At 31.1% G+C, this 21,974-nt stretch carries 25 protein-coding genes; 8 read left to right on the top strand and 17 right to left on the bottom strand.

The genetic code is table 11. From position 1 onward, the window contains the following. The first annotated feature begins 30 nt into the window (after positions 1–30). Positions 31–903, top strand: a complete 873-nt coding sequence (locus tag ABXT72_RS02295) for a DMT family transporter (RefSeq protein ID WP_415278794.1) — start codon at positions 31–33, stop codon at positions 901–903. A gap of 13 nt (positions 904–916) precedes the next feature. Here ABXT72_RS02295 and ABXT72_RS02290 read toward each other — a convergent pair whose 3' ends face one another. The 12 genes from ABXT72_RS02290 to ABXT72_RS02235 form a co-directional block, all read right to left on the bottom strand. Next, positions 917–1,954, bottom strand: coding sequence for a Gfo/Idh/MocA family protein (locus ABXT72_RS02290; protein ID WP_415278793.1), 1,038 nt, complete (start codon positions 1,952–1,954; stop codon positions 917–919). Between the two features lie 2 nt (positions 1,955–1,956). After that, the gene (locus ABXT72_RS02285; RefSeq protein ID WP_415278792.1) at positions 1,957–2,925 is read right to left on the bottom strand and encodes an aldose epimerase family protein; all 969 of its coding nucleotides are present in this window, start codon (positions 2,923–2,925) and stop codon (positions 1,957–1,959) included. A 5-nt stretch (positions 2,926–2,930) separates the two neighbouring features. Next, a complete protein-coding gene (locus ABXT72_RS02280) occupies positions 2,931–3,692 on the bottom strand; it encodes an SDR family NAD(P)-dependent oxidoreductase (protein WP_415278791.1) in 762 nt (253 codons plus the stop codon). Beyond that, the gene (locus ABXT72_RS02275; protein WP_415278790.1) at positions 3,692–4,471 is read right to left on the bottom strand and encodes an ATP-binding cassette domain-containing protein; all 780 of its coding nucleotides are present in this window, start codon (positions 4,469–4,471) and stop codon (positions 3,692–3,694) included. Before ABXT72_RS02275 ends, ABXT72_RS02280 begins: the two co-directional genes overlap by 1 nt. Continuing rightward, a complete protein-coding gene (locus tag ABXT72_RS02270) occupies positions 4,471–6,066 on the bottom strand; it encodes an ABC transporter permease (RefSeq protein WP_415278788.1) in 1,596 nt (531 codons plus the stop codon). Before ABXT72_RS02270 ends, ABXT72_RS02275 begins: the two co-directional genes overlap by 1 nt. 72 nt (positions 6,067–6,138) lie before the next feature. Next, on the bottom strand, positions 6,139–7,044 hold the full coding sequence (locus ABXT72_RS02265) for a sugar ABC transporter substrate-binding protein (protein WP_415278787.1): 906 nt from the start codon (positions 7,042–7,044) through the stop codon (positions 6,139–6,141). Between the two features lie 177 nt (positions 7,045–7,221). After that, positions 7,222–8,124, bottom strand: a complete 903-nt coding sequence (locus ABXT72_RS02260; protein WP_415278785.1) for an ROK family protein — start codon at positions 8,122–8,124, stop codon at positions 7,222–7,224. Between the two features lie 3 nt (positions 8,125–8,127). Next, positions 8,128–8,877: an SDR family NAD(P)-dependent oxidoreductase gene (locus ABXT72_RS02255; protein ID WP_415278783.1), complete on the bottom strand. Its 750-nt coding sequence runs from the start codon at positions 8,875–8,877 to the stop codon at positions 8,128–8,130. Next, positions 8,870–8,992 (bottom strand): hypothetical protein, encoded by a 123-nt coding sequence (locus ABXT72_RS02250; protein WP_415278781.1) that lies wholly within the window; start codon positions 8,990–8,992, stop codon positions 8,870–8,872. The genes ABXT72_RS02255 and ABXT72_RS02250 overlap by 8 nt, the downstream gene beginning before the upstream one ends. Before the next feature lie 28 nt (positions 8,993–9,020). Beyond that, positions 9,021–9,998 (bottom strand): ABC transporter permease, encoded by a 978-nt coding sequence (locus tag ABXT72_RS02245; protein WP_415278779.1) that lies wholly within the window; start codon positions 9,996–9,998, stop codon positions 9,021–9,023. Beyond that, positions 9,999–10,763 carry an ATP-binding cassette domain-containing protein gene (locus tag ABXT72_RS02240; protein ID WP_415278777.1) on the bottom strand — a complete coding sequence of 255 codons (765 nt, stop codon included), beginning with the start codon at positions 10,761–10,763 and terminating at the stop codon, positions 9,999–10,001. A 76-nt stretch (positions 10,764–10,839) separates the two neighbouring features. Next, entirely contained in the window at positions 10,840–11,817 is a 978-nt protein-coding gene (locus ABXT72_RS02235) for a substrate-binding domain-containing protein (RefSeq protein WP_415278775.1), read from the bottom strand. A 184-nt stretch (positions 11,818–12,001) separates the two neighbouring features. On the opposite strand from ABXT72_RS02235, the gene ABXT72_RS02230 reads away from it, so the two are divergent. Together ABXT72_RS02230 and ABXT72_RS02225 are read left to right on the top strand one after the other, a co-directional pair. Further along, the gene (locus ABXT72_RS02230; RefSeq protein WP_415278773.1) at positions 12,002–12,982 is read left to right on the top strand and encodes a fatty acid desaturase; all 981 of its coding nucleotides are present in this window, start codon (positions 12,002–12,004) and stop codon (positions 12,980–12,982) included. 42 nt (positions 12,983–13,024) lie between these two features. Beyond that, the gene (locus tag ABXT72_RS02225) at positions 13,025–14,260 is read left to right on the top strand and encodes an NAD(P)/FAD-dependent oxidoreductase (RefSeq protein ID WP_415278771.1); all 1,236 of its coding nucleotides are present in this window, start codon (positions 13,025–13,027) and stop codon (positions 14,258–14,260) included. Positions 14,261–14,266: 6 nt separating this feature from the next. Here the strand turns inward: ABXT72_RS02225 and ABXT72_RS02220 are convergent, their stop codons facing one another. Then, positions 14,267–14,632 carry a winged helix-turn-helix transcriptional regulator gene (locus ABXT72_RS02220; RefSeq protein ID WP_415278770.1) on the bottom strand — a complete coding sequence of 122 codons (366 nt, stop codon included), beginning with the start codon at positions 14,630–14,632 and terminating at the stop codon, positions 14,267–14,269. A gap of 98 nt (positions 14,633–14,730) precedes the next feature. Between ABXT72_RS02220 and ABXT72_RS02215 the strand changes: the two genes are divergently transcribed. Genes ABXT72_RS02215 through ABXT72_RS02195 form a run of 5 tightly spaced genes read left to right on the top strand, consistent with a single transcriptional unit; the run spans position 14,731 to position 18,767 of the window. Continuing rightward, complete coding sequence (locus ABXT72_RS02215; protein WP_415278769.1) at positions 14,731–15,054, top strand: non-heme iron oxygenase ferredoxin subunit; 324 nt, start codon at positions 14,731–14,733, stop codon at positions 15,052–15,054. A 19-nt stretch (positions 15,055–15,073) separates the two neighbouring features. Further along, positions 15,074–15,901, top strand: coding sequence for a 3-methyl-2-oxobutanoate hydroxymethyltransferase (locus ABXT72_RS02210; protein ID WP_415278767.1), 828 nt, complete (start codon positions 15,074–15,076; stop codon positions 15,899–15,901). A 4-nt stretch (positions 15,902–15,905) separates the two neighbouring features. Further along, positions 15,906–16,922 carry a fatty acid desaturase gene (locus ABXT72_RS02205; RefSeq protein ID WP_415278766.1) on the top strand — a complete coding sequence of 339 codons (1,017 nt, stop codon included), beginning with the start codon at positions 15,906–15,908 and terminating at the stop codon, positions 16,920–16,922. A 3-nt stretch (positions 16,923–16,925) separates the two neighbouring features. Further along, positions 16,926–17,756: a 3-methyl-2-oxobutanoate hydroxymethyltransferase gene (locus ABXT72_RS02200; RefSeq protein ID WP_415278764.1), complete on the top strand. Its 831-nt coding sequence runs from the start codon at positions 16,926–16,928 to the stop codon at positions 17,754–17,756. A 3-nt stretch (positions 17,757–17,759) separates the two neighbouring features. After that, on the top strand, positions 17,760–18,767 hold the full coding sequence (locus ABXT72_RS02195; protein WP_415278762.1) for a sterol desaturase family protein: 1,008 nt from the start codon (positions 17,760–17,762) through the stop codon (positions 18,765–18,767). Positions 18,768–18,914: 147 nt separating this feature from the next. Here the strand turns inward: ABXT72_RS02195 and ABXT72_RS02190 are convergent, their stop codons facing one another. The 4 genes from ABXT72_RS02190 to ABXT72_RS02175 are packed head-to-tail and all read right to left on the bottom strand — an operon-like array spanning position 18,915 to position 21,906. Beyond that, positions 18,915–20,399, bottom strand: a complete 1,485-nt coding sequence (locus tag ABXT72_RS02190) for a tripartite tricarboxylate transporter permease (RefSeq protein WP_415278761.1) — start codon at positions 20,397–20,399, stop codon at positions 18,915–18,917. A 1-nt stretch (position 20,400) separates the two neighbouring features. Then, entirely contained in the window at positions 20,401–20,910 is a 510-nt protein-coding gene (locus ABXT72_RS02185) for a tripartite tricarboxylate transporter TctB family protein (protein ID WP_415278759.1), read from the bottom strand. Positions 20,911–20,933: 23 nt separating this feature from the next. Continuing rightward, on the bottom strand, positions 20,934–21,623 hold the full coding sequence (locus tag ABXT72_RS02180) for a Bug family tripartite tricarboxylate transporter substrate binding protein (RefSeq protein WP_415278758.1): 690 nt from the start codon (positions 21,621–21,623) through the stop codon (positions 20,934–20,936). 13 nt (positions 21,624–21,636) lie between these two features. Next, positions 21,637–21,906, bottom strand: coding sequence for a hypothetical protein (locus tag ABXT72_RS02175; RefSeq protein ID WP_415278757.1), 270 nt, complete (start codon positions 21,904–21,906; stop codon positions 21,637–21,639). Between the last annotated feature and the right edge of the window lie 68 nt (positions 21,907–21,974).

Below are 21,974 nucleotides of genomic sequence, written 5' to 3'. Positions count from 1 at the left end.
TTATAAAAATATTTACTCTTTATTCAACTAATGACACAAAGCAAAAAAGCCCCTCTATTAAAAATAGTTTTATTAGCCTCAACAGGATTTTTTATGTTCGTGTGTATGGACTCACTAGCAAAATTTTTAGGTAGTGTTATGCCGGTTACACAGGCTGTATGGGGGAGGTTTTTCTTTCATTTTATAGCTATGGGCGTTTATTTTTTAATCTTTAGGCCAAAGATAAACTTAACAAAAAATTTTAGAATTCAAATATTAAGATCAATATTGATGGTTACTGCTACTTTTTTTATGTTTAATTCACTTCAAAGATTTGACTTAGTGGATATTTATGTAGTCTTTTTTTCAGCTCCATTAATAGTAGCCATTTTATCAGCATACTTTTTAAAAGATGTGCTCAGCTATAAGGGATTTTTTTTAATGATTTTAAGTTTTGGGTCAATAATTTATTCTCTAGGACCAAGTATGAAAGTGCTTTCTCCAGAATTAATTTTTCCGTTAGTACCTCCAATATGTTGGGCTCTATACCAATTTTTTACTAAAGTTATCTCAAAAAACAACGATCCATTTGCTTCAGTATTTTATACGGCAATTACTGGAACTATTATTTTTTCAATTTATATTTTTTTTAATTGGGTTCCTTTAGAAAAAAATATTTACTGGATACCTTTAATGGTGATGGGTCTATCTGGATTTGTAAGCCATTTTATATTAATCCAAGCAATCCAGCTTTCTAATTTATCTTTTGTAACAAACTTTCAATATTCTCAATTACTTTGGTCCACAATAATTAATTTTTTGATTTTTGGTGTTCCATTCGATGTGAATAAAATTTTCGGTGTAATTGGAATTATAGTATTTGGTATATTGTTTATTAAAACTGAAGGTAAAAAAAATAATTAAATATCATTGTACTTTAAACTTTAATTTTTTTACCTGTCTTAACACTCTTTAATATTGCATCAAAAATTTTTAATGAGTTAAGACCGTCATTACCATTAACTTTTGGTTTGATTTTTTTAGATACTACATCGCAAAAATGATCAATTTGATTTACTAAAGTATTACCGTCTGATTTAATATTATATTTTTTATCAAAAATTTTTTTCCACCAACTTCTTTCAGATTTATAATACCATGAATTTAAATTTGGAAATTGAAGAGAACCCTTGGTTCCACCTATAAAATAAGCTGATTGGTTTGTTTTAGGATATGCTGGATTTTCTCCTGCTGTTAACTCATAGCTCCATGGTGCTACAATAGTATCTGAGATATTTAGTGTGCATAGTGCTCCAGATTTTAAAACTAAGTTAATGGTTGCTGTATCTTCCACCTTAAATTTACGAACAGAATTAGACGTAAAGGCTTGAACATATTTAATTGAACCAAGTAAATAACAAATCATATCAAGGTCATGGACAAGATTTATTCCTAAAGGACCTCCTCCTTTACTTATCCTCCATTTTTCATTGTAGTATGCTTTATGCTTATAAAGCCAACACAACACGTTTGCTGAAACTATTTTTCCTAATTTACCTTTGTCAATAAGCTCTTTTACCTTTGATACTATTGGGTTGTGTCTTCTGTGATACCCTATCAATAACGGTGTCTTATTTTTATTGGCACTACTAATAATTTTTTTAGCTGAATTAATATTATCGGAAATAGGTTTTTCCAATAATACTGGAATTTTATTTTTAAGAAAACTAATTGTATGCTTTTCATGCAATTGATTTGGTGTAGCAACAATCACTGCATCTAAGTTTTTTGAGTTTAAAAGTTCATTTACATTTGAGTACAATGGAATTTTATATTTTTTTGATAAACTTTTAGAGTTATTACTAATATCTACTATTGAATGAAGATTAACTTTTTTTGATTTTGAAATTGCTTTGATATGTTGAAGTCCCATTAACCCAGTTCCTACAATAGAGATATTGATTTTCTTATTCATAGTTAATTAATCATAATTTTTGTAAAGCATGTATATCTTTTATTTGCTTTAATTAAAGTGCTTGGAAAATTTTTTTTATTAGGTGCATCAGGAAAATATTGCGTTTCTAAACAAATCCCATGATAAGGAAATAGTTTTTTTTTATAATTTAAATTTTGAGCTGAATAAAGTTGAACTGCTGGTAAATTTGAAAAAAAATCAACTTGGATTTGACTTTTATTATTTTTTAAAGATCCAATAAAATTTCTAGAATTTTTTTTTACAATATATGTAGTGTCAAAACCTTTATGTTTTGTTTCTATTTTTTTATTTTTAAAAAAACTTAATTTTTTTCCAATATTTTGAAATTTTAGAAAATCAAATATAGATTCTTTTACACTCTTAAAGTTACCTGTTGGTATTAAATTTTTATTTACTTGAAGATACTTATTTGAATTTAGTTTTAAGTCATGATTATAAATCATATTCTTTTTGTTTCTCTCTAAGTTCCAATAGCTATGATTAGTTAAATTTACATGAGTTTTTTTATCAGATCTATATTCATACTTAATATGCAAAAATTTATTTTTTACTTGATAAGTACAATTAACAATTAAATTTCCTGGAAAACCTTGATCATTATCAGGTGAATAAAGCTGATAAACAATTTTATCTTTCGTTTGTTTTATTTTTTTCCATGGGAGTTTTGAAAAACCAGTTTTTCCTCCATGAAGAGTGTTTTTTCCTTCGTTTGAGCTTAAAATATATTGCTTTTTTGAAATTTGAAATTTTGAATTAGAAATTCTACCCGCATATCTTCCACAAGTTGACCCAACACTTGCATGCTTAAAACGATAATTTTTTTTAGAACCTAAATCTAAAATTAAATTTATTTTCTTGTTCTTATGAAAAACTTCGTAGAGACTAGCTCCATAGTTAAGGGTTTGGACTCTAAGATATTTATTTTGGATTATTGAACTTTTAACTTTCACCTAGATCAAGTTAATCCACCATCAACTGTAAAGATTTGTTTTGTGCACCCCGTAGATTGATCGGAGGCTAAAAACATGACCATTTGAGCAACATCATTTGGAAATATCGTTCTTTTTAAAGCTTGTTTATCCCAAATAAACTTCTTGTATTTAGGGGTATACCAAAGTTTAATTTGTCTTTCAGTAGCAATACATCCCGGTATGACTGTATTTGTTCTAATGTTATATTTCCCATATTCTTGAGCAAAAGATCTTGTTAAACCAACAGCGGCTGATTTTGCTGTTTCATAAACAACTTTATCACCTTCGCCCATAACCCACGAAACTGAACTTAAATTAATAATAGAACCTGACTTTATTTTTTTCATAGAATGAATTACTGCTTTTGCAGCAAAAAAGTAATGTTTTAAATTAATTGCCATTCTATTATCCCAATATTTTTCATCAACTTGTTCTGTAGTATGTCTGTCGTCATTAGCAGCATTGTTAACTAAAGCATGAATAGGACCTTTTTTAACAATTACGTCTTTAATTATTTTTTCTAATTTATTAATATCCAACAAATTACATTCAATGAAAGTTGGTGTTCTAAATTTTTTTCTCTTAATTTTGTTTAAAAGTTTTTTTGTCTCTTTTAAATCAATATCTACGAAATAAACTTCACTTCCTTGTTCACAAAAGTGCTCTACAATCGAAGCTCCAATTCCCGATCCTCCACCTGTTACAAATACTCTTTTATTTTTTAAATCATAATATTTTACTTTCATTATACCTCCAGTTCTTTAGCAAGATCACCAATTTTTGCACCACCTGCCATCAATCTTTTTACTTCTTCACTACCAAGTTCTGAAGACAATCCAGAACCAATTACTTCTCCCAAACTTAAAAAAGTAAATCGATCAGCTATAAGACGTGCATGAATTTCATTGTGTGTAATAAGTATAATTGCAATATTTCCATAATTTTGAACTTTTTTAATTGTTTTTAAAACTTCCATTTGCTGCTTTTGACCTAATGCTGATGTAGGTTCATCTAATATTAATATCTTTGCACCAAAGTAAATTGCTCTTGCAATAGCCAAAGTTTGTCTTTGTCCACCTGACATTGTTCCAACTGGTTGATTGAAGTTTGAAATGCTAATTCCAATTTTAGACATTTCCTCTGATGTTATTTTATCCATCTCATCCATTTGCAATAAACCAAATGGGCCAGGTCCTTTTTTTATTTCACGTCCTAGAAAAAAATTTCTTGTAACTGAAGTTAAGGCATTGAGTGCTAAATCTTGATAAACTGTACCAATACCCTCATCAGATGCTTGACGTGGTGAAGAAAAATTAACAATTTTTCCATCAACTTTTATTTCTCCACTTGTCATAGAATGAACTCCAGATAACACCTTGATCAAAGTTGACTTTCCAGCTCCATTATCACCTAAAAGAGCATGAACTTCACCTGGATAAACATCCAATGAAACACCATTTAAAGCAGTAAATGATCCAAATTTTTTTACTAAATTCTTTATTTCAATTAATGGTTTTTTATCCATTAGATATTTCCCATAATTCGTTTCCTAATATTCTCATTTGTAAAGGCAGCAGTAACAAGAACTACTCCAAGGAACACCCTATAGAATGATCCATCAATTCCAGGAATATAAAAGAAGGCTTCTTTTGCTATTCCAAAAATAATTGTGCCTAAGATAATTCCACCTATAGTTCCAAAACCTCCGGTTAATACAACACCACCAATAACTGCAGCAGCAATTGCTTCTAATTCTTTCAAATTACCTTTAGCCGTATCCGCAGTATTAACTTCAAAAACCTGACATGCTGCAAACATAGTTGCACAAAATGCAGTATTCATAAATAATGCAATCTTAACTTTGTTCGTTGGCACACCATTAGCCTTTGCAGCATTAAGATTTCCCCCAGTTGAATAAATCCAGTTACCCGCTTGAGTTTTGCTCAAAATAAAATAACAAATAAAAGCAATTAGTCCCCAAATCATTAAAGCAGAATACATTCCTTTAGCAAAAATGTTTCCAAAGTTGTTTACGTTCCAATCTACTGTAAAATACAACCAATTAAAAACTGGTTCCATAATGTCGCCTCCAAAGAAATTAGCAACTGGTCTTGCGGTAACTATGGTGTCGATGTAAGCTTTTGCGATATCTATATCAGTGACTACTTTTGCAGTAACTGTAGGAATATCAACTCCAGCTTCAATTTTCTTTGTCAAAATTTCTACCATTGATTCATTGCCAGATTTTTTTGCCCCAACTAAAGATTTTTCTAAGGTTTCAATCATTTTTGTTGAATTTATTTCAGTTTTCAAAGTTGCAACTTTTTCATAAATATATGTTAGTCGTTCAGTTAATTTTGTAACAGTGCTGGCTGGCGCGTTGCTAAGAATTTCTAATAATTGGTCATTTGGTAAAGCTTTAGCCGCATCTCTTTCCATCTCTCCATGACCTGGTACATTTATAATATTTTTGATATCTGGTAAATCTGTAACAGTTGTTGATCCAGCTGTTTGATCAGGGGCTCTATTAAATGCTCTATACGATACTTCTGTAATGCCTCGTAAAAAGAAAAGTCCACCTAGTGTAACAATGAAAGAAGATATACCACTTTTAACAATTATCCATCCCTGTATCCATCCAAAGGATAGAGTCATACATAATGTAATTAATATTGCTAATAATGGTGAGACATCTCTAATTTCAAATAATTTTAACCCCTCAAAATGAAGACCTCCTTCAAAAGATATGTAAGGAATAACAACAGCAAAACCCCATTTTAATATCATTGCCATACTACCACCGGCAAAACCGATCATTGAACCAACTGAAAGGTCGAATTCACCTGCAATAATTAACATCCCAGCAGCAAGTGCTACGATTCCTAATTGAGCAATTACCCTAAAATTATTTCTAATTCCTAAAGCGTTAAATCCTTCACCAGAAAAAGGATTAAGAGAAAATTCTCCTTCTGGAATAGAAAAGTATCCCAACATACAAAAAAGTAAGATCATTACCCCCAAAGGTCCAGTCTCTGGACGAGCCATAAATGCAGAATACCATTTTTTTTCACCTTGTCGGTCTGACTCTTGTCTTGGTTTGTTTGTTGTTGATGTATTCATTTTTGAAAAAAATTTTTTAATTTTATAAAAAAAAGGGCCGATTAAATAATCGGCCCTTTAAATTTTAACTAACTATCTGTCAATTCCTGCAAGAGCAGCAACTGAAGAAGCATTAGACTTATCTACGAAGCCTGGTCCTGAAGGGATGTTAGCTCCTGGAAGAAGTCCAGCACTGTTATTGTACAGGTGTAATACGATAATTGGTAAATAACCCTGTAATCTTTGTTGTTGATCAATAGTGAAAGCAACTCTTCCAGATCCGATTAGGTCCATAACTCCAGGACTTAAGTCAAAGCAAGAGTGGTGAACTGTCATACCAAGATCAGCTAAAGCTTTATCAACAGCTTCACATACGTGTGGTCCTACTGAAAGAACCGCATCGATACCTTTATTAGATTGTAAAGCAGCAGTAGCTCTAGTTTGAATAGTTGCAGGGTCAGATGTAGTATCAGTCATTTGCATAGGAACTGCAGCACCGTAACCTTCACATCTGTCTACAAGAGCTGTGTTGTATGCTTCTTGAATCATACAAAGTGCTTTAGAAGCACCTTCAGCTTTTGCTCTTTCACCAGCTTTTTGTCCAGCAAGTAATTCAGGTTGACCAACGTGCATAAGAGCACCTAGGCTAGCAGAAGACTCTAAACCAGAGTTCATTGTAATTACTGGAACACCAGCAGCAACAGCAGCTTTAATAGCTGGTCCTAATGCATCTGGGTCTGGTAAAGAAACTACCATACCATCTGGTTGAGTAGCTGCAGCAGCTTGAATTGAGCTTGCCATATCCGCCATATCAGCAGATGGGGTGTAGATGTATTCAAAATCAGCACCGATTGCTCGAGCTGCATCTTCACCACCTTTTTGAACTACTGGCCAAAAAGGATCTTTTCCTTCACCATGTGTTACCATGATGTATCTCTCAGCAAATGCAGAACTCGTAATAAATACTAGGGCTGCAATTGAAAGTATAAGTTTTTTCATTATCTCTCCATTTTATTAATTTAAAAAAGAAAATATAACTACTTTGAGGAAAGATCATAACAAAAAATATTAATACAACTTTTAATTGATATTTTTTTATCACAATTTTTTCCCTACTTTACTTGTCTTTAGTAGAATTATAATCTTTTAAATTAAACTATGATGAGAAATTTACAATTAATATGTCGCGTTTCTTCCCAATCTTGCGGCACCACGAACACCACTAGCATCACCATATTTTGGTTTTAGAAAAACACCTTCATATTCTTTTCCTGAAACAAATTTTTTTACCATAAACTCAATTTCATTAAGGAAATCAATTTCATTAGAGACGCCTCCACCAAATACAAAAGCATCAGGATCTAAAATATTTATTATTCCTGATAATGACATTGCTAAATTCAGTTTAAATTCATCTATAAATTTTTCAGCATCTAAATCATGTTTTCTATTTAATTCAAAAATTTCATTAGTTTTTAAATTTTTTCCATAAATTTTTTTAAATCTTTTAGCTAAACCTAAGCCAGATAAAAAACTTTCAATTTCTGCTTCTCTTGGATTACTCGAGTCAAATTTTTCTTTTTTCGCTGCAAAATATGGAATTTGATTATGGCCCCATTCTCCAGCAACACCATTAGGGCCACTTACTATTTTTTTATCAATCACTAAACCACCTCCAACTCCAGATCCCAAGATTATACCATAAACAATTTTATAATGTTTTCCTGCTCCATCTATTGCCTCTGATAAAGCAAAACAATTTGCATCATTTTCACAAAAAACTTCTTTACCCAAAGCTTTTCTCAAATCTCCTTGGAAAGGTTTTTTTTCTAACCAAAAACAATTTGGTGCATTTTTAATAAGACCTGTTTGAGGTGAATGAATACCTGGATGACAAACACCAATTGGTAATTCTTTTTGAAACTCTTTTTCTAATTTATCATTAATATCTCTTATTGTATTAATAATTGTTAAATAATCCTTGGGGCAAGCTATTCTTGATCGATGTTTCTCCTGCCCATTATCTTCTAATACAACACTCTCTATCTTTGTAGCACCAACATCGAATCCAATTTGCATGACTTAATATGTTGCTCTTCCACCACTCAAATCAAACACTGCAGCAGTTGAAAATGAATTTTCTTCACTTGATAACCATGTAACTAATGACGCTAATTCATCAACCTTGGCAAATCTGTTTCTTGGAATTTTAGAAAGCATATAATTAATATGCTCTTCAGTCATTTGATCAAAAATTCTAGTTTTTGCTGCAGCTGGTGTTACGCAATTTACAGCAATATTTTTAAGAGCTAATTCTTTACCTAAAGATTTTGTTAAACCGATGACACCTGCTTTAGATGTGCTGTAAGCACTAGCATTTGGGTTACCTTCTTTTCCAGCAATAGAAGCAATATTAACTATTCTTCCATAATCATTTTTAATCATAAATGGCACAACTGCTTTACAGCAATAAAATACTGAATTTAAATTTAAATTTATTACTTTGTTCCATTCTTCAATTGGATATTCTGCAACTGTTGTATTCATTCCTGCGATACCAGCATTATTTATAAAGATATCAATTTTTCCATGCTTACTTTCAATCTCAGACAAATTCTTGTTAATAATCTCAAAACTACTCACATCAACAATTTGATAGCTTAGGTTTTTAGAGTTTACTTTATCTGTAGCTTTTTTAGCAGCATCTTCATCAATATCCCAAATCACAACCTTTGCTCCAGCTTCAATAAATCTTTCTGTAATAGCCAAACCAAAACCTTGGGCTCCACCAGTTACAATCGCTACCCTGTTAGTTAAATCAAATTTATTCATAATATTTTTTCCTTTTTTTTGGTTTTAATAATGAAAAAGCTAAAGCAATCAATATATTTTTTCTATCCGATTTTGACTTATACCAATCTGAATATCTATATTTTTTTTCTTCCATATAATTTGCTTTAACACAGAAACGATAGCTAAGTTTTTTTTCGCTGAATTAATGCATATATTGTAACTGCACCAGTTATCATTATCCCATTTATAAACTGAACATAAAAACCAGATAAACCTAAGGCGATTATACCTGACTCGAGTGAGCCAATAATTAACACCCCTATAAAGGTTCCAAATATGGTTCCTTTGCCACCAAATACTGATGTTCCACCAACAAAAACAGCAGCTAATGTAGTGAGCATTAATCCTGATCCCTGAGTTGGCCAAAAATATAGCATTTCATACATAGTAAATATTCCAGCAAGAGAAGAGAAGAAACCTAATTGAACAAAAGCAATTATCTTAACATTATCAACGTTGATACCCATCATTTGAGAACTAGCTTTGTTATCACCAACAAAGTGAATATGGTTACCAAACTTATGATATCGGTAAACCCATTGCATTAAACCAGTTAAGACGATGAACCAAATAAATTGTGCTGGGATTTTATCTAAAAATTTTTCCACAAATAAAGCATGATGCCATGTGCCATCTGCTACATCTACTATTGCAACACCTTTTCCTTGAGAAACAACATTCACTAATCCTCTCCAAAAATACAATGTTCCAATAGTAGCAACTATCGAGGGTATCCCAATTTTAGTTACTAGAAGTCCATTAATAAGTCCTGCAAACATCCCTAACATTGAAGCTAAAGCAAAAGCGATAAAGAAATTACCGTCAGTCGCAGTTAATATAGAGCCAAAAGTAAGTGAAGTTATTCCCACAATTGAGGGGAATGATAAATCGATTTCACCAAGTGTTATTACAAAGGTGACTGAAATTGCTATGATACCAAAAAATGGCATAGATTGCATAAAAGCTCTATAAATAGGAAAACGTGTAAAAACTTGAGGGGCACCTATCAAATAAATTAAAAAAAGAATAATTGCTATAATTGTTATGCTTATCTCTAATCGATGTGTTTTTACAAAATAGCTATTTAGTATTGCTCTCATCTAATCATTCACCTTTATTTTTCCAGATTCATGTAGTTGAATCATTTTTTTAACAAGTTCATCTCTAGATATTTCATTTTTATTAAACTCCCCTGCAACTTCTCCTCTATCTAAAATTATAAACCTATCAGCTGCTCCATAAACATGAATAATATTATGATCTATAAAAATTGCAGACTTATTTTCTTTTTTTAGTCCTTTAACAAAATTTAAAACTTTTTCAGTTTCCTGAATTGATAGGCCCATTGTAGGTTCGTCAAGAACAATTAAGTCTGAATCAAAATATAAAGATCTTCCAAAAGCTACTCCTTGTTTTTCACCACCCGATAATCCCATTATAGTTGAGTCAACAGTGATAGCTTTAGAGGTAAAGCCTATATAATCTCTTAGAATTTTCTCAGCTTCTTTTCTTTGTTTCTTGATATCTATGAAACCAAAAGCATTAGTAATTTCTCTTCCTGCAAATATATTTCTCCATAATTCTTGCTGATCGCATAAAGCTCTTTCTTGATATACTGCTTCGATACCCATTTTTCTTGATTGGGCGACAGATTTTAAAATAACTTCATTGCCTTTAAAATAAACTTGACCTGATGAAGGTTTATGTACGCCTGTTATAACTTTTATTAAAGTAGATTTTCCAGCACCATTATCACCAATAAGAGCTACTACCTCACCTTTTTTGATATTAATATTAACGTCCTTAAGGACTTTAACATTGCCAAAGTTTTTATAAATATTTTTTAATTGTAAAAGATCTTCCATTTTTTTTCTTAAAAATAAGCCTGTCTTTTAAAGTTTTTCAACTAAAAGACAGGCTTGTTATGATTATATTATATTATTATCGGATTTGTTGCGCTGCTAACGGAGCTATTGCATCAATATTTGCTTTTGTAACAAATGCTGCTCCAGTATCCATTGCTAAACCAGCCATACCAAATTTAGTAGAAAGGTAAAGCTGCACAATTGGCATATATCCTTGAATAAAAGGTTGTTGATCAATTACAACATCAATGTATCCAGAATTAATTCCATCAACAATTGGTGCTGATAAATCAAAACCTGCACCACAAACAGCTTCTGTTCCGTGGCCAGCAGCTTTCATGTAAGTAGGTAAACTTGCTGTTAAACCACCATGATCAGTAATAGCCATTTTGATATCAGGATTTGCAGCGTAGGTAGCAACATACATTGGAGTACCTTGAGAAGCATCAGAGTTTACGTTGTCAGGAATTTCCTGATACACAACTTTAACACCCATAGACTCAACACCAGCTATAGCACCTTTAGTTCTTTCACCTCTATTTGGCATACTTGCAAGACCCCATATAAAAGCTTTATCTCCAGCTTTAAGGCCACATACTTCAACACCTTTTTTACCAAGATTAAAACCAGCATCAAAAAGATCAGCACCTGCATAACCAAATCCTGAAGTTTTAAATTCTGCTTCTAAATCAGGAAGTGGAGTGTTCATAGTAGTAATTACTATTCCCATTTCTATTGCTTCATTAATAATAGGTCTCATTGCAGCATCACCAGGGAAACCATAAATTGCAATTCCATCTGGTTGAAGAGCTACTGCTTCTTTAAATTGTTTTATCATTATTTCTGAGTTCCATTGAGACCAGTAATAATCAACTTTACAACCTGTGTGCTCTGCGGCTGCAACTGCACCATTATAAACTATCGTTCCAAATGGTCCACCTTCAGGTCCACCTGGAAAAAAGATAAATTTTTTATCGCATTTGTAGTCATTTGCCATTGCAGAAGTTGATGCAAAAGCAAAAAGTATCGCTACGAAAGTTAAGATTTTTTTCATTATTTCTCCATTAGATTATTTTTTTATTCTTTTACTCTACGTAATAAATTTATTTATTACAAACTTAATAATTAATAATTCTTAAGTAACCATACTATGAAAATCACACTATGAATGGGTTATTATTTGTTAAAAAAATTAATTTTATAATTTAAAATTAATGAAAATATGGTAAATTAACAATATGGATGTGGATATAGATAAGTGGTTTAGATGTGAAGTGGATAAAAAAGAATTCAAAGAACTTTGCAAAAAATCTGACTGGCAGGGCTTTAAACACATGCTAATATATTTTTCTTCTTTAATATTTTTTGGTTATTTAGCCTACGCTACATGGGGTACATGGTGGTCTTTATTGTTCTTCTTAATTTATGGAAATATATGGGGATGTAGTGATGCCATGTGGCATGAAACTGGACATAGAACAGCATTTAAATCTAAATTTTGGAATGATTTTTTTTATTACATAGCTAGCTTTATGGATAATTTTGAGCCAATCAGATGGAGATATTCACATTACCATCATCATACCTACACGAGTTTTAGTGATCCAGTTGATTTTGAATTAGCCGTTAAAAAACCAACTGACCTTTTAGTTTTCTTTTCTCATTTCATTCCTTTTTCAGGTTTTGTTTTTTTTAAAAAGTCTCTTCAATGGGAAACAATAAAACATGCATTTGGAGTAACAACAGAAGTAATGAAAGTGTGCATTCCTGAAGATGATAGATCTAAATGTAGATGGTCAGCAAGAAGCCATGTATTTATTTGGCTAGCAACAATATTCTGCTCAGTATATTTTCAGTCTTGGTTGCCAGTATTATTTATTGTTCTTCCAAATTTCTATGGAAAAACATTAGTTATGTTAATGGGGCTTACCCAGCATGCGGGTTTACAAGAAGATGTAAAAGATCATCGCTTATCAACAAGAACAGTTTATCTAAATCCTATTTTTAGTTTTTTATATTGGCATATGGAATATCATGTTGAGCATCACATGTTTCCTCAGGTTCCATCCTATAATTTAAAAAGATTACACGTATTAATTAAAGACCAAACACCAGCTGCAAGAAAAGGATTATGGGGTGCATATAAAGAGATTGTTCCAGCATTACTTAAACAAGCTAAAGATCCAGATTATAAAATACCTTTAACAGTTCCAAGTTAAGTACTCACGAACATTTTAGATATTTACTTATATTTTTAATACATGAATAAAATAAAAAAAATATTAATTCTTGGTGGTGGTCAGGCTGCAGCCTATGCAGCAAAAGAAATTAGATTGATTGATAAGAGTTTAGATGTAACTATTATTAGTGACGAAAAATATCTACCCTACGAAAAACCACCCCTATCGAAAGATTATGTTTTAGATAAAGTTGCATTTGATGATCTTCTTTTTTTTTCAGAAAATTTTTATAAAGAAAATAATATTAAATTTAAAGGTAGCACAAAAATAACTGAGGTAGATTTTGATAACAAAAAAATTAGTTGTTCATTAAATACCTATCATTATGATAGACTTTTAATTGCCACTGGCTGTTCAAACAGACATTTAAAAATAAATGGGGAAATAATTTTACCTGAAGAAAATATAATTTATTTAAGGAGCTTTGAAGAAAGCAATAATTTAAAAAATAAAATTAATAAAGCCAACAATATCATAATTATTGGAGGTGGTTTTATAGGTTTGGAAATTGCTTCATCAGCATTGCAAAAAGGGAAAAATGTTACAATCCTAGAGAAAGGAGAACAGCTGATGGGGAGAGTAATCCCAAAACAAATAGCTAGTTTAATTCTAGAAAAGCATGAATCTGAAGGTGCAAAAATAAACTTAAATACTCAAATTAAAAATATTAAAAAACACAATAAAATGTTTAAAATTTATCTTAATAATAATCAAATTTTAACCTCGGATTTAATTATTATAGGTGTTGGTTCCTTACCTAACACTGATATTTTTAACAATACATCTTTAAAAGTCGATAATGGAATTATCACTGATGAATTTTCTGCAACGTCAATAGAAGACGTTTATGCAGCAGGTGATGTATCAAATTTTTATCATCCCTTTTATCAGGAACATATGCGTCTTGAGTCATTTAAGCATGCACAAAATCACGGTATAAGTGCAGGTAAAAATATTGCAGGATTACAAAATTCTTATAACGCTATACCATGGATGTGGTCTGATCAGTTTAATTTAAACTTACAACTTACAGGAATATGCAATGATTACGATTCTACAGTTCAAAGAGGTTCATCACTTGAGGAAGGCATTATATATTTTTTTCTAAAAAATAGAAAAATAATTGGTGCTTGCGGCTTAGGAGTAGGAGGAAAAATAGGTAGAGATATTCGTCTAGCTGGAAAACTTTCTGAAAAAAAAACCAAGGTAACAAGCCAATTGCTATCTGATAAAAAAATTAAATTAAATAAAATTTAATTTATATTAATAATAATCATACAAAGAATCAGAATTTTTCTTATTGATATTTTTCAGTAAAGTTTTCTTATTCTTTTCTTCCCACTTATGCATATTGTCCACTAATGGTTTGAATAAAAGGCCAAAGAATGTGATGTTATATTCAACTTTTTTTGGAAATCCTTTGAATTCTTTTTTTTTAATAAGTTTATCTTTTTCTAATTGCTTCAGTAGCTTTGCTAATAATTGTTGATTTATATGCAATAAGTTACTTTTAATTTCTCCAAAACGCATCTTATTTTGTGTTAAATAAAAAATAATTTCAAACTTAAATTTATTATCTAAAAGGTTAAGAGTGTTCTTGAGTGGATAATTTATTTTTTTTTGCGACATAATGTACTATAGTATGATTTTCATATTATAGCATTTAAAATTTTATTTTACTAAAAAAAAATGTATAAAATTTAATATAAAAATACTAATTAAATTATATGGTAATTGAAAAAGAAAATTGGCAACATGTAGGTGAAACAGATAATATGGATGTCGAAGATATTCTTAGGTTTGATCATAAAGATAAAACTTACTGCGTCTACAAACTGGAAGATGGATTTTATGCAACTGATGGAGTTTGTACTCATGAGGCAGTTCACTTAGAAGATGGTATAGTTATGGATGGAGAAATTGAATGCCCAATGCATCAAGGTATATTTAATATTAAATCTGGAGAAGCTATAAGCCCCCCTGCTTGTAAGGATTTAAAAACTTATCCAATTAAAGTTGAAAATGATAAGGTTTATATTAAGATATCTTAACTATAATTAAGAAATATTAATGACTAGAAAAAAACTAACAGTTCACGATTATTTGCAGTGTAAGGGTAAAAGACAATTAAGTGTTATGTTTGTTCATAATGCTGAGGAAGCAGCAGCTGCAGAAAAAGCGGGTATTGATATGATTTGCACTTCTCATGACGCTCCTCAATATGGAATTTATAACTCATTCGATGAATTAAAAAGAATTCGGGAAGCTGCTCCAACATGCTTTATGCAATCAGGTGGTGCCGTACGAATAGCTTCAGAGTATGAAGCAATGAAATTATGTCATAAATATTTAGATGTAGGAGCCGATGTTGTTTACGGAGGTAATTGGAGTTATAAATGGATTAGAGCTTTAAGAGATGAATTTATTCCTATTAATAGTCATGTTGGTTTAGTTCCAGGCATTGCTACATGGATAGGTGGTTTTAAAGCTCAAGGAAAAACAGCTGACACAGCAATGAAAATTTTGCAAAATACAATAGAATTACAAGAAGCTGGGGTCATTGGTGTAGAATTAGAAGTTGTTCCTCCTAAAGTTGCTGAGGTAATATCTAAAAAAGTAAATATAATGACGCTTTCTATGGGAAGTGGATCAGGGTGCGATGGGCAGTATTTGTTTGCTAATGATGTGCTGGGCTACACTGAAGGCCATACCCCTAGACATGCAAGAATTTATAGAGATTTCAAAAAAGAATTTGCTAAACTTCAAGCTGAAAGAGTTAATGCTTTTAGGGAATTTCATGAAGATACTATTAACAAAAATTTTAATGATCCTAAAATTACTGTTGGTATTGATGATAAAGAGTTTGAAAACTTTTTAAAACTCTCAGAAAAATTATAGATATATGTTTGCTGGAGAAGTTGATCTAAATAGTTGGTACAAACCCAAAATTGACAAAAAGGTTCTTAAGGACCTATCTAAAAGATCTGATGTTAAAGGTATCATTGATATTTCCATATTTGGCATAGCATTACTATTTTCAGGATATCTTTGTGTTATTTCATGGGGCACATGGTGGTCTATCCCCGCTTTATTGCTTTATGGAAATATCTTTTATTGCAAAACTATAAGTGTAAACCATGAAACAAATCATGAGACATATTTTAGATCAAGGCGATTAAATAAAATTTTTTATGAAATTACATCTTTTCTTGGTGGTTTTGAGTCCGTTAGATGGAAGTGGAGTCATTTTCACCACCACACGCATACAATTTTCACTCATAAAGAAGTTTATGATTATGAGAATAATAGCCCCAGACCAACAGAGCCTATAAGGTTTTTTTTAAATTTCTTACCTTTGGGTCCGTTATTTAATATTCAAAAAGTAATGCATTTTACTCATTTTGAAATTATTAAACACTCATTAGGAATTATGTCTCCAGTTGTAAAAATTACTGTCCCTGAAAACGAAATTAAAAAAGTTATTAATATGTCTCGTATATATGTTTTTCTGTGGTTATTTGTTATAGCTATTTCAATCTACCTACAATCGTGGCTTCCTGTAATTATGATAATTTTACCACCATTTTTTGGTAATACTATTCTAATGATCTGCACCATGACTCAACATGCTGGCTTAGCTGATAATGTTAAAGATCATCGTAAAAGTACGCGTACTGTAATAATGAATCCATTTTTTAGTTTTTTATATTCTCACATGGAATATCATATTGAACATCATATCTTCCCAAAAGTTCCGTGTCACAATTTAAAAAGGTTTCACGAGGAAGTAAAAAATCAAATGCCAAAACCCTATAAAAATTTATTTCAGGCATATAGATCTATTATTCCAGCTATTTTAAAACAATCTAAAGACAAGGATTATTTTGTAGATGTTGAAGTTCCGGATGTAAATAATTAATCAATGACAAAAAAAATTACTGTAAAAGATTTAAAAAATTTAAAGGGAAAAAAACAACTCACTTTAATACTTGTAAAAAACGAAGAAGAAGCGCTTGCAGCTAATCAAGTGGGAATTGAAATGATAGGCACAGGAGCTAGTGGAAAATATAACAATCCACATGATCATGCTAGTTTTGAAGAGGTATTAAATATTCGAAAAGCAGCACCTAATGCTTTTATGCATTATGGAGCTCCAGATACTCTTTGGCCAACACTTGATGAAGCAAAAAAATTAGCATTTAAAATGTTAGAGCATGATTTTGATATGTTCTACTGTCACAGAATTGAAATTTTAAAATCATTATACGAAGAAGGTATTCCATGTTTAGGTCATGTAGGGCTAATTCCTCAACGAACAACTTGGACTGGTGGTTTTAAAGCTGTAGGAAAAAACTCTGATGATGCTCTTAAAGTTTATGAAGACTGTTTAAGGTTTCAAGATGCTGGTGCTGTTGCAATCGAAATGGAATGTGTGCCTCATCAAGTTGCTTCAGCAATTTCAAAAAAAATTGATACAACAATTCTTTCATTGGGAAGTGGCTCAGGTTGCGATGTTCAATATTTATTTGCCTGTGACATTTTAGGAACCACAACTGGCCATGTACCTAGACATGCAAAATCCTATAGAAATTTTTCACAAGAATTTAAGAGATTACAAGAAGAAAGAGTGGATGCTTTTAAAGAATTTTATAATGATGTTAAGGAAGGGATTTTTCCAGATGACAAAAATATTGTTGAAATCGATGAAAAAGAATTAGATACTTTTTTAAATAATTTAGAAAAAAAAAGGTAGCAGATGAGTGAAGATAAATTAAACGATGAAAATTTTGGTACTAGAGATAAAAGAGGTCATTGGAAACCTTTTGGAACTATAGCTGTTAATCCACCCTATGTAATTCCATTTAAACCCTTAAAATTATTTAAGTACTATTTTAAATATCCAGGAATGATGTTTCCATGGACATTTATTTTTGGATTAATAACAATTTTAACATATTTTTTTCTTACACCTTCATTGGAAACAATGAAAACATTGGAAGTAAGCTGGATAGCGTTTATATTTTTTAGAAATGTAGGTATTATATTACTTTGGACTGGGTTTTTTCACTTACGACTGAAAAATCAAGGAACTTCTTTTAAATATAATCCAAGACCTTTAGAAGAAAATAATACAACATTTTTATTTAACAACCAAACAAAGGATAATCTATTTTATACTTTTTGTAGTGGTGTACCTTTGTGGACGGCGTATGAAGTCATTACTTTCTGGGCATTTGCAAATCAAATAATTCCATATGTTAGTTGGGAAATGTACCCAATATATTGTTGTTTTTTATTTTTTCTTGTACCTTTTATTAGAGATGCACATTTTTATTTAACACATAGACTGTTGCACTGGGGTCCATTGTATAGAATTTCACACAAAGTACATCATCGCAATACGAATACAGGTGCCTGGTCTGGTCTGTCTATGCATCCAATAGAGCATATACTTTATTTTTCAGGTGTTCTTATTCATTGGATAATACCATCTCATCCACTAGTAGCAATGTATCACGTCTTTCATGCAGGACTAGCACCAACACCAGGTCATACTGGATATGAAAAAATGACTTTTAAAAATGGTTCATCACTTCCAACAGGAGATTACAACCATTATGTGCATCATAAATATTTTGAATGTAATTATTCAGGAGGCAACACGAGTTTCTTAGATAAACTAATGGGTACCTTTCATGATGGGTCTGAAGAAGCAACGAAAGAAGTGATGGTGCGAATTAAAGATAAAGCACACTATTTATAAGACTTAAAAAATCATAAAAAAATTTGTGTTGTTATTTAAATGCAATAACTTTTATAGTAATAGGTAACCTAAAACTCTGCGCTTCACCAGTTAATATCGCTCTTCTTTTTTTTAGATTATAATCATTCATGTGGCTAACTTTTTATTTTAACTTTTTTTTAATTTAATTATTTTTTTTTTCTTAAATAATGGAAAAAGCAAAGCAATAATTGCTAGTGTAAAAAAAGTTAAGGCTATTGGTCTTGTTAAAAACATTAACCAATTGCCATCAAATATTACTAGAGATTGTCTTAAAGTTCCTTCAACTAACTCTCCTAAAATTAACCCTATAATAACTGGTACTACAGAAAAACCATATCTTCTCATAAAAAAACCTACAACACCAAAGAATAACATTATCCAAACATCTGTAATAGATTGACTTAAAGAGTAGGTTCCACAAACTGAAAGTGCAAAAATCATTGGCCATAAAATCTTGTTTGGTACCAAAGTAATTCTAGCAAACAGTTTAGCTCCAAAAAAACCAAAAATAAAAAATAATATATTTGCAATTAGCATTGATCCAAAAATTCCATACAAAAACTCTGGTTGTTCTCTAAACAGCTCTGGGCCTGGTCTTACTCCATGAATTATTAGACCCGTTAAGATTACTGCAGTAGTTGCGCTACCAGGAATTCCTAATGCTAATGTTGGAACCATTGCACCTCCAGTTGCAGCATTATTTGCAGCTTCTGCGCCAGCAATTCCTTCTATAGATCCTTTTCCAAATTCTTCTGGGGTTTTTGACCAACGTTTTGCCTCTGAATATCCAATTAAAGAAGCAACTGTTCCTCCTTCAGCAGGAAGTACACCAATAAACGACCCTATTCCTGAAGACCTAAGGATTGTTTTCCAGGTTAATTTATAATCTTTTAATGATGGTAATTTTACAGCTTTTAAAGCAACTCTTTTAAATACTTGATCTAACATAGTTGACTGAGTTAACATTTCACTAATTGCAAATAACCCAACTACTACAGGAATAAAACCTATTCCTTCTGATAATTCATTAATACCATATGTAAATCTATCTATTGAAGTCATAAAATCTTTTCCAACAGTTGAAATCAAAATACCAAATGCTGCTGCAATTAAATTTTTAACAGGACTACCTTCACCAATTGATGCAAGCATAGTTAAGCCAAATATTGCTAAAGCAAAATATTCTGGTTGACCGAATTCATAAGCAAGTTTTGCTAGTAATGGTGCAAAAAAGACAAGAATAATAACACTAAAAATTCCTCCAATTGTACTAGAAACTGTTGCCATACCTAACGCTCTTCCAGCCTCTCCTTTTTGTGCTAATGGATATCCATCAAGACATGTTGCAGCGGCGGCGGGTGTTCCTGGTGTATTAATTAATATTGCAGTAATTGCTCCACCATATGTTCCCGCACAATAAATTGCTGTTAATAATACGATTGCCGAAAGTGGATCAAGTGTCATTGTAAAAGGTAAAATTAATGCTCCACCAGTTGTCGGACCCAACCCAGGCAGTACTCCTAAAATTAATCCAAATAAAGTTCCAAAAAATAAAACTATTAATAGCTTAGAGCTAAATAGAGGAGCCAACATATAAGATAAATTTTCCATACTAATTATAGTAAATATTAGTAATTATTCCTGGTGGAAACCTTAATCCTAAAAATGTTTCAAAAAATATAAATACAATTATTGGAAATAATATACTTACAATTAAAAGGTAAATTATTCTTTTTTCTCCCCAATAATAAGAAACTAAAGCCGAAAAGACTGCAATAGCCAAGAAAAAATCTAATGTCTTTGCAATGATTAAAAATAAAACAAAAGCTATTAGTGTTATAAAAAATGACTTAGGTAATTTATTCTCTTTTTTCCATGGTGTTTTAATTGATAAATAAAAAACAATTAATGTTAAAACAATTATTAAAACCAATAATGCTTTAGGAAATGTAGCAGGTTGAATGCCTCTATTTAAAATTGGTGGAACTGCATCAAATGTAAATGTTGTTATTAGTAAGATTAATGAAATTAATATTATTATAAAAGATACTTTAAAAGAGCTTTTTAAAAAAAAGGGCAAACTACTTTTGTTCGCCCCTTTTTTCTTTAGTACATTATTCATATCAAAAAATGTACTACTTTTGATTAATTAAGGTAACCTAAAGCTTTTAATTGAGCAGTCATTTCTTTAAGCATTTCTTCCATTTGCTTACCCCACTCATCAGCACCAACTACACTAGTGTCGTCAAGACCAATTTCAGTTAAGAAATTTTTGTAATAGTTATGTCCCATAGCTTTCATCATTCCAGCTTCAAGCTCTTTAACTCTTGCAGCAGGAGCACCTTTTTTAGTTACAAACCCTCTAACAGTAGATAAAGAAACAGGTATTCCTAATTCTTTAGCTGTTGGAGAATCTCCAATTTTAGCCATTCTTTCGTTTGCAAGAACTACAGAAACGCACAATGTTCCTTCATTAATTTCTGTTAATGCTTCACCTAAATTTAAAACACCCACATCAATATCTCCTTTGATTAAGTTTGTTTTAATTGGTGCAACACCTTTGTATGCAACGATAGTAGGATCTTTTAATCCACCTTTTTTTGTAAAAGCAATTGCACTTACATCATCAATTCCACCTGTATGAGTTGTTCCATACTTAAGTGATTTTGATTTTTGAACACTAATAAATTTTTTAGCATCTTTAATGTCAGCTTTACAGTTAACAACAAATAATTGAGGATCATCAGTTCCTCTTGCTAAAGGTTGCATATCACTTAATTTAACTTTTGTTTTACCTAGCGCCATAGAAACAGCGTGACCAGTAGTCCAAGTCAAAGTGTGTTGACCGTCAGCAGGAAAGTGACATCATATAATCCATAGAAACGGCACCACCGCCACCTTTTTTGTTAACTAATTGCATGTCTTGTTTAAGAACTCTTCTTGCTCTTAAAAGCATCATTCTAGTAGTAACATCTGTACCACCACCAAAACCTGCGTGAGTAATTGCTTGAATAGCACCATCAGCTTTAGCTGATGTAGTTACTATAGGTAATGCAATCACAAAAAATTCAGCTACTACAAATGCAGCAACTAAAATTGCTTTAAATGTTTTTTTCATTATTTTCCTCTCGTTTGTTTATTTTTATAATATACTATTATAAAAATTTAAAAGAAACAATTGTCGTA

This window comes from Candidatus Pelagibacter sp. Uisw_094 (assembly GCF_047729535.1).
GTDB lineage: Bacteria > Pseudomonadota > Alphaproteobacteria > Pelagibacterales > Pelagibacteraceae > Pelagibacter.
This window is presented reverse-complemented; position numbering and strand designations above follow the sequence as displayed.